We start from the raw sequence: 5,944 nt of genomic DNA on the forward strand, positions 1-5,944 counted from the left end.
CGGCGTCTCTGTTTCATCGCAACACTCCCGCCGCTTACATGGCGTTATTGTGTTGCATCGACCGGTTGAATCCGCCACCCTAACTTGCCGTTCAGCCTCACGTAACCCAAACGGGCGCTTCGAGGGGTATAGCCGGCACTCGCAGGTAGCGGGAGTGCCGACCGACACCCACTATGCCGATACAGTCTGAAAGACGTCCACCTGCTGAATCTGTCAGCAACCGCTCGACGGTCCGCTGAGCCAATTCAGCCGGTGTCCTCACCGAACGCGCATGGATTTATAGCTTGTTAGCGCCACGGCCGTTGCCTGCAGCGGTTGCTGTAGAGAGGCCTTCAAATGCTGGCTCAAACCGCCCCTGCTCCCCATGCAAGAAAGCCACCGTCTACCGGAAGCACGATCCCGTTGGTATAACCTGCTTCCTCCGACGCCAAGTAGCAGACGGCTGCGGCGATTTCGGACGTCGTACCGTAACGCTTCATTGGAATCGCATTTGAGTATTCGGCACGGAATTCTTCGCTGTGGAGCGCCTTAGTCATCGGCGTATCAACTGGGCCCGGCGCGATTGCGTTAGCGGTGATGCCGTAGTCACAAAGTTCCACCGCCATTTGGCGCGTCAGAGCAATGACCGCGCCTTTCGATGTGCCGTAGGCCGTGCGTCCTTTCCCCACTGCTCGCATGCCTGCCACCGAAGCTATATTGATTATGCGGCCCCAGTGGTTCTTTAACATCAGACGCGCGGCATGTTGGGAGCATAAGAACGCGCCCGTTACATTGACCTGCATAGTTTTGAGAAACGTGTCGAGTGGGTAGTCTATGAATGGCACCAGCTTCGCAATTCCGGCGCCGTTCACCAACACGTCGCAACGCCCATGCGCCTTGTCAATCTCATCGAACGCAGCGGCAATCGATTCGGCGTTTGAAACATCCATCTCAGCAGCCGACACCGACAGGCCCGCGCGCCGAAAACTCGACGCCGCTTCTTCCGCCGCGCTTTTATTGATGTCCGCAAGAACAACGTGATAACCCCGTCTTGCAAGCTGTTCCGCCGAATCTGCCCCGATGCCCATTGCGCCGCCCGTGACCACTGCGACGCGGCTTGCTTCACTTTGCTTTACCTGTTCCACGTTGTCTCCTTTTGCTGTAAGACCGCTGTTCGGCTTCGATTGCGAAGACTGGAAGCCGCTCGAATGACGACGCTGCGCGCCTTCCCGTGGGGAGATTATTGGAGCCTAGGCGGACGAGGTCAAAGGATAATAAAGCCGCAGACAGTGAAAAAAAGTCACAGACAGCGTGCGCAGGTTTCGGCTGCAAGAAAATATGCAGACATATGCTTCATGCCTCCATCTCCTGTAACTCGCTCTTTAGCCATTCCACCAAGGCGACGGTTTTCGCCTGACTTTCCGCATGAGGCGCCACCCACAGCACAAGGCTCACAGGCCCTCGGACAAAGCCGAACGGCGCGACGAGACCGGCTGAGTCCAGTTCGTCTCGGACAAGCATTCTCGGCACCGCTGCGACTCCCAATCCGCACTTGGCGGCCTGGATCTGAACATAGAAATGGTCGAAGGATTCAGCGATTGCAGGCGGGTTTTCCAGCGCAGTCGAGCCCGCCTCGTACCAGTCGGCCCACGCGGATGGTCGCGTATTGGTTGCTAGTAGTCGCGCGCGCTCAAGGTCGCTCGGCTTTTTGATCCGGTTCGCGCGCATGTACTCCGGTGAGCACACCGGTCCGATCCATTCCTCAATCAGCGGGATAGGCGTGACACCCTTGGGCACGGGAATGGAGGAAAGCCGTATCGCCACCGTTATCTTGTCTCGGGTGAAGTCGATCTCGCCATGACTCGTGTTGAAACTCAACTCAAGCGACGGGATCGCATTTTTCAGCTTTGAGAGGCGCGGCAGCAGCCAGTACATCATGATCGAAGCCGAACAGGAGAGCGTCAACGGCCCCGGCTTTAGCTGATCGACGGTCTTTTGAATAAGGTTGAACGCCACACTCAGGCCCTCGGCCATCTGCGCCCCTTCGGGCGTCGGTTCCGTCAAGTGTGCATTACGCGACAGCAGCAGGACACCCAGTTGGTCTTCAAGTGCACGGATGTGTCTGCTGACCGCACCGTGCGTGACACTGAGTTCTTCGGCGGCTGCGCCGAAACTTCGCAGGCGAGCCGTGGCTTCAAAGGCTCGCAGCGCATTCAATGAAAGACGAGGCACATGGGCTCCTAGTGGGCCCGAAGCCCACTGCTTACGGAAGTCGCCTATTGTGAGTTTTTCGCTTGGCGTGGAGAAATCATATCGTTTGATGTCGCAAGACGTCAAATCTATATTCTGGGCATACCCGGCTAAAGCGCGTACTTCCACGGTATGCACGCGTACCGGCTCCACCTCGCACATCCCAGGACGAAGAGACAAACATGGTCGAAATCTCCCATCAAAGAGCGGAATTCACTGCGCGCTATTTCGTGGAAAGCTCCGTACCAATTTCTAAGGCCGCCGAAGTCATCGCGGGCGAGCAGTCCAGCGGAACGTTTCTCGCGCTCCCGGGAGAGACCGATGCGCTGAAAAATCGCGCCCGCGCTCGTGTAGTTAAGGTGGATTCGCACCCTCCGGTTCTCGAGCCTTCGCTACAGAGTGCCCACGTCGAGCGCAAGGGTTCGCCAAGTGTCTATTACCGAGGCGAGGTCGAGATTGCCTTTCCGGTGGACAACATTGGCCCTAATCTGCCCACCCTTTTATCCACTATCGCGGGCAACCTGTTCGAGTTGGGCGAGGTGACAGGCCTGCGCCTGCTTGATATTGATCTACCAGAAACGTACGCCACCCAATTCCCCGGGCCTCAATTTGGTATCGGCGGAACGCGTGACTTCGCGAAGGTCTACGAAAGACCAATGATCGGGACGATTATCAAGCCGAGCATCGGCTTGCTCCCCGAGCAGACGGCAGAAATCGTCGATAGCCTGTGCGCCGCGGACATTGACTTCATCAAGGATGACGAGCTTCTTTCTGACCCAAGATACGCGGGCTTCGACGAGCGGCTCGCAGCCGTCATGCCGGTCTTGCATCGGCATGCCGACCGGATGGGCCGCATGCCTATGTATGCAATCAATATCTCGGGCACGATCGACGAGATGCTCCAGCGACACGATGCGGTGCTACGGGCCGGCGGTACGTGCGTGATGGTCTGCATTAATTGGGTCGGTTTTGCCGGCGTCGAGCATCTTCGCAAGCATGCCCAGTTACCTATCCACGGCCACCGCAATGGCTGGGGCGCATTCACTCGCTGTCCCCAACTCGGGTTTTCCTTCAAGGCGTTCCAGAAGTTGTGGCGACTTGCTGGAGTGGACCACTTGCACGTCAACGGCATTCGGAGCAAGTTCTGGGAGCCGGATGCATCTGTCATCGAATCGGCACGCGCCTGTTTGACACCGTTCGCGGGCGTGCAGCCGTTGATGCCCGTTTTCTCATCAGGCCAGTGGGCATCTCAAGCCCCTGACCTGTTCGCTCAGCTAGGCTCCGTGGACCTGATGCATCTGGCCGGCGGTGGGATCATCGGACATCCGCATGGAATCGCCGCGGGCGTCGCCAGTATGCGAGAAGGGTGGGAAGCAGCTGTCGAAGGAATCGATCTGAAAACCTTTGCGGAGTCACGACCTGCCCTGCGTGCTGCGCTGTCTCACTTCCAATCGGCGTGATAGGCGATGAGTACAAAATCCGAACCATCAGACGCGGCATTGCGGCTGGCCTTCTACGGCGACGACTTTACCGGCTCGACAGACGCTCTGGAAGTCCTGGCTTTTGCGGGGCTGCGGTGCGCCCTTTTCTTGAAAACGCCGTCGTCCGAAAGACTATCGCAACTCGGCGGATTTGATGCTATCGGTGTCGCAGGCGACAGTCGAGGCATGAGCCCGTCCGAGATGGAGGCGTCCCTCCCATCGGTATTCGAGGCTCTATGCGCGCTGAGTGCTCCGATCCTTCACTACAAAGTCTGTTCCACTTTCGATAGCGGCCCAGCGATAGGAAGCATTGGAAAAGCCTTGGAGATAGCCCGCGCTGGAGTCACCAGGCATCCAGTTCCGATTGTCGCCGGCACTCCGGCATTGAAGCGCTACTGCGCGTTCGGCAACTTGTTCGCTCGATCCGGTACCGACAACAAGACGTATCGAATCGATCGCCATCCGATCATGAGCGTCCACCCGGTCACGCCGATGGTCGAGGGCGATCTTTTGCGTCATCTGGCGTTGCAAACAGATTTGCCTCTCTCCGGCATCTTCCTGCCAACCCTGGAGGGTGCTCGCGAAGAAGTCGACCGAGCATGGTCGGAAGCAACTTCGACGGGCGACGCGGCAATCTTGCTCGATACGGTGACCCCACGTCACCTAACCGAAGTCGGTCGGATCTTGGACAGCTACGCGAAGACCGTCGGTTCCATCTTCACCATTGGTTCATCCGGCGTCGAATATGCGTTGACCCAATGGTGGCGTGAACTCGGCGATCTTCCGAATAAGCAGCGATCGTACGACCGTATCGCGCCCACCAGTCAAATTCTTGCCATTTCTGGCAGTGCGTCGCCGCTGTCGTCCGCACAGATCGAAACGGCGATCGCCGCAGGCTTTGCCGACATTGCCATCGACGCAAAAGCGCTCGTTGGCGAAGACTCGTGGCAACAAACAGTTCAAGGCATCATCGCACGCGCGATCGCACTGCTCAGCGAGGGGCGCAGTGTCATTATGCACACAGCCCGCGGACCGCGCGATACGCGCATCGCCGAAATGCTTGAGTACTTCACCGCTAAAGGACTGACGCAAGACGGCGCTCGGCATCAGGGCGGTCGATTACTTGGCCAACGACTCGGCGCGGTTGCGAATGAAGTCCTTGAGGCCACTCATCTGCGACGCTTGGTCCTTTCCGGCGGCGATACGTCAAGTCAAGTCACGCAAGTCCTTGGACCGGACGCGCTTGAGATCGACGGCCGCCTCGCTGCAGGCGCGCCGCTGTGCCGCGTGCTTTCCGACAAGCCTCATTTACGAGACCTTCAGCTCGCTCTGAAAGGCGGGCAAATGGGTGACGAAAACTTCTTTGTCATCGCACGGGATGGCACCTCGGGATAAGCGTCGCACCGCATTGTGTGGCTACCTTTTCTGATGCCGCAAAGTAGATGTTCACGGCGGGAACCGCGACTCAACGCGCGGTCCCGTTTTTTTCTATCAGCCAAGTGCGGAATGGGCTGAGGCCTCGGCGATCGCAACTGCAAGACCTTGGCACCGCGTCACGCGCGGTCAGGTCTCTATCACGTAACTTCCCAGTCCGGATGGAGACCCACTGCAATATCGCGTCCGAGGGCGGTCACTTGCTCGCTCTTCCGAGCGGCGTCACTCCGCTCGCTTCGATACCGCGTCTCTTCTCTCCCCAAGGGGAGTGTCTCCGTAACCTGAAGATCATCATCGATGAACAGAAACCGCTCCACGAAAATTCTTGCGACCCTCGGACCTTCTAGCTCATCTGAGAACCTTATTGAGAGCCTGTATATTTCGGGCGCCGACGTTTTCAGACCGAACCATGAGCCACGGCAGCCACACGGAACAGGCTCAATGATTGGCAGCAATTAGACGTATCGAGGCCCGACATGCTCGTCCGATCGGCGTACTGCTTGATCTGCAAGGACCGAAGCTACGGGTGGCGCGATTCAGAGATGGAAAGGTCGAGCTTCGAGCAGGACAGACTTTCAGCTTCGACCTGGATAGCGCGCCCGGCGACGAGTCTCGGGTCTGTCTTCCGCACCCGGAAATCTTCGCAGTCGCAGCGGTCGGCGATACCTTCCTCGCCAACGACGGCCTGCTAAGGTTCAAAATTTTGGCTCTTTTGAATTTAGAGTGGGGTGTGCCAAGAACGCGAGCATCAATCGACCGATGTTTGCGGAGCTTTACCAAAGATGAAGGAAGGCCCTTCG

The 5,944-nt window shown here is 58.0% G+C and carries 5 protein-coding genes; 3 read left to right on the forward strand and 2 right to left on the reverse strand.

Features of this window, described 5'->3' with window-relative positions; all coding sequences use genetic code 11:
* Nucleotides 1-344 precede the first annotated feature (344 nt).
* Both AWB75_RS35905 and AWB75_RS35910 read right to left on the reverse strand, forming a co-directional pair.
* Entirely contained in the window at nt 345-1,124 is a 780-nt protein-coding gene (locus AWB75_RS35905) for an SDR family NAD(P)-dependent oxidoreductase (protein WP_087087193.1), read from the reverse strand.
* Nucleotides 1,125-1,332: 208 nt separating this feature from the next.
* Nucleotides 1,333-2,367, reverse strand: a complete 1,035-nt coding sequence (locus AWB75_RS35910; RefSeq protein WP_235012427.1) for a LysR substrate-binding domain-containing protein — start codon at nt 2,365-2,367, stop codon at nt 1,333-1,335.
* Nucleotides 2,368-2,411: 44 nt separating this feature from the next.
* On the opposite strand from AWB75_RS35910, the gene AWB75_RS35915 reads away from it, so the two are divergent.
* From AWB75_RS35915 to AWB75_RS35925, 3 genes are all read left to right on the forward strand, one after another.
* Nucleotides 2,412-3,689, forward strand: coding sequence for a ribulose-bisphosphate carboxylase large subunit family protein (locus AWB75_RS35915; protein WP_061128676.1), 1,278 nt, complete (start codon nt 2,412-2,414; stop codon nt 3,687-3,689).
* 6 nt (nt 3,690-3,695) lie between these two features.
* Nucleotides 3,696-5,105, forward strand: coding sequence for a four-carbon acid sugar kinase family protein (locus AWB75_RS35920; protein ID WP_061128677.1), 1,410 nt, complete (start codon nt 3,696-3,698; stop codon nt 5,103-5,105).
* A 484-nt stretch (nt 5,106-5,589) separates the two neighbouring features.
* A partial coding sequence (locus tag AWB75_RS35925; RefSeq protein ID WP_268807897.1) for a pyruvate kinase occupies nt 5,590-5,944 on the forward strand: 355 nt, incomplete at its 3' end.

The organism is Caballeronia catudaia (assembly GCF_001544755.2).
GTDB lineage: Bacteria > Pseudomonadota > Gammaproteobacteria > Burkholderiales > Burkholderiaceae > Caballeronia > Caballeronia catudaia.